Below are 2,089 nucleotides of genomic sequence, written 5' to 3'. Positions count from 1 at the left end.
GCCCAAACCCGCCGCGGCGGCGCCGGCCTCGACGAGCGAGCCAACGCCGGTCCGGTCCTGGCCGATGAGCCCGATGACCGACGTGTCGGAGTACCCGGCCCCGTCGGTGTTGAGCACGAAGACGGTCTCGCGGAGCGGGACGAGGGGGTTCTCTACGTAGTACCGGCTCCCGACGAGGCCCAACTCCTCGGCCGCGGGCGCAAACAGGAGGACGGAGCGGGCGGGCGGGGACTCGGCGAGGTCTCGAGCAGCGGCGATCAGGGCTGCGACGCCCATCCCGTTGTCGCGCGCTCCGTTGAAGACGCTGTCGGCCGCCGTCGCCCCGCGCTGGCCCATCGACGCTCCGAGCCCGTCGTAGTGGGCCGTGAGGACGACGACCTCGTCTCGGAGCGCGGGGTCGGACCCGGTCACGAGGCCGAGGACGTTCCGTGACGTGCCACCGTCGGGGAGCGGGACCACTTGGAAGTAGCCGTCTTCTGCCCCGGGCACAGGTTGGACGCCAGCGGCCCGGAACTGCTCGGCGATGTAGCGGGCGGCGATCTCAGCCTCAGGCGTGCCAGCCCGTCGGCCGAGCATCTCGTCGGAGGCCAGGAACCGGACGGTTGCAGCGAGCCGTGCGTCGCCGACCCGGGTCGGAGGTTCCGTTGTCTGAGGGATGACGGGCGTCGTGGAGGCACAACCGCACGCGACAGCAACGAGCAGAACAGCGAGGTACTTCATCTGAGACCGAGGGCGAAGGAGAGCGAACGATACCGCATCCGAGTCGGGCAGGTTACACCTGCGTCGAGCGATAACACAGGGCTCGTGGACCCGCTTGCACTGCGGGAGGCTGCCTAACAGGTATTCGGCGGCGGGTGGCACGATAAACCCGCGCCCTCGAGTACGGATAACGTGCGGATGCTACCGACAAATCGGCTCTCACGTCGGTGTCTGCGCTACTGAACCATTTTTTATCGCGCCTCAAGCTTGATACCGTCGGCCAGGTCCCGACGTGCGAAGCACCGCCCTCGAGGACGTCGTCAACACCACGGCGGCGCGATCTTGCACTATGCGCGCGCTGCTGCTCCTGCTCTTCGCCCTGCCGGCCCAGGCCAACATGGCCTCGCCCATCTCCCCCGGCACCCCGGCGGGCGAGCCCGCCGCCGACCTCGAGGGGCTCCGCATCGCGAGAGAGCGACTCGTCCTCGACCTGACCCGCATCGGGGCCGCCGACTACGCCACCATCGAGGCCGAGTACCGGATCGTCAACGCCGGGCTCGCCCGGGTGCTGCCGCTCGAGTTTCTCGCCCTCGGCTCCGACCTCGAGGTCGCTCAGGTCTGGCTCAACGAGCGCCCCGTCGAGGCCGAACGCGTCGACTCCCTGGCCGTCCCGCCGTCGTGGACCGTCGTGTCGCAGACGCCCGCCCTCGACGGCAGCGCTTACGACTACCAAGTCTCCGACGGGTTCGGCGCCCCGAGCGGCCTGCGCTTCCAAGTCGCGATCCCGGCCGGCCAGCACTCGATCCGCGTCCGCTACCGCGCCCGACCGGGGACGTACGACGACGGCAGCCACCCGAACAAGGTGTACCAACTGGCCTACAGCCTGGCGCCCGCGAGACGATGGGCCGGGTTCGGACAGCTCGACCTCGAGGTCCGCGTGCCCGCAGGCTGGGACGTGGCGACCTCCCTCCCGCTCCGCCGCGAGGGCGACGTGCTCATCGGTCGGTTCGGAGGCGTCCCCGGCGACGTGCTCGCGATCTCGGCGCGGGCGCCGGCCTCGCCGTTGCGCGGCCCCGTCCGCGCGTCGAGCTACCTCGCGTGGCTCGTCGTGGTCGGCCTGATGGGCCTCATTGCCGGTCGGCTGGCGGGACAAGCCGGGAAGCGGTTGTGGGCGGCTTTGCCCGGCGCCATCTTCGGCGGGCTGATCGCGGCCGTCGTGTTCGTCATCCTACAACTCGTCGCCCTCGACCTGGGCTCGAGCTCGGCCGGCTACGGCTCCGCGATCACCGTCATGATGGGCGGGCCGCTCGCGTTCGTCCTCGGGATCGGAGCCGCCCAACTCGTCGCCGCCTGGGCGCACCGACGCTGGCGACCTGCGACCGTCTAGATG

2 protein-coding genes are annotated in these 2,089 nt (G+C 70.5%); one reads left to right on the top strand and one right to left on the bottom strand.

Features of this window, described 5'->3' with window-relative positions; translation table 11 throughout:
* Positions 1-720 (bottom strand): M28 family peptidase (locus WBA11_RS18110; protein ID WP_424522036.1); only part of this gene is annotated, 720 nt, incomplete at its 3' end.
* 328 nt (positions 721-1,048) lie between these two features.
* On the opposite strand from WBA11_RS18110, the gene WBA11_RS18105 reads away from it, so the two are divergent.
* Positions 1,049-2,086, top strand: coding sequence for a hypothetical protein (locus WBA11_RS18105; protein ID WP_424522035.1), 1,038 nt, complete (start codon positions 1,049-1,051; stop codon positions 2,084-2,086).
* The last annotated feature ends 3 nt before the right edge of the window (positions 2,087-2,089 follow it).

This window comes from Rubrivirga sp. (assembly GCF_049648075.1).
In the GTDB taxonomy this organism is placed as follows: domain Bacteria; phylum Bacteroidota; class Rhodothermia; order Rhodothermales; family Rubricoccaceae; genus Rubrivirga.
The sequence above is the reverse complement of the archived record's forward strand: the minus strand, read 5'-3'. Positions and strand labels throughout refer to the sequence as shown.

What these genes read in the sequence shown, in the direction of transcription:
- WBA11_RS18105 (WP_424522035.1), top strand. Translation starts at nt 1,049, where the DNA reads ATGCGCGCGCTGCTGCTCCTGCTCTTCGCCCTGCCGGCCCAGGCCAAC.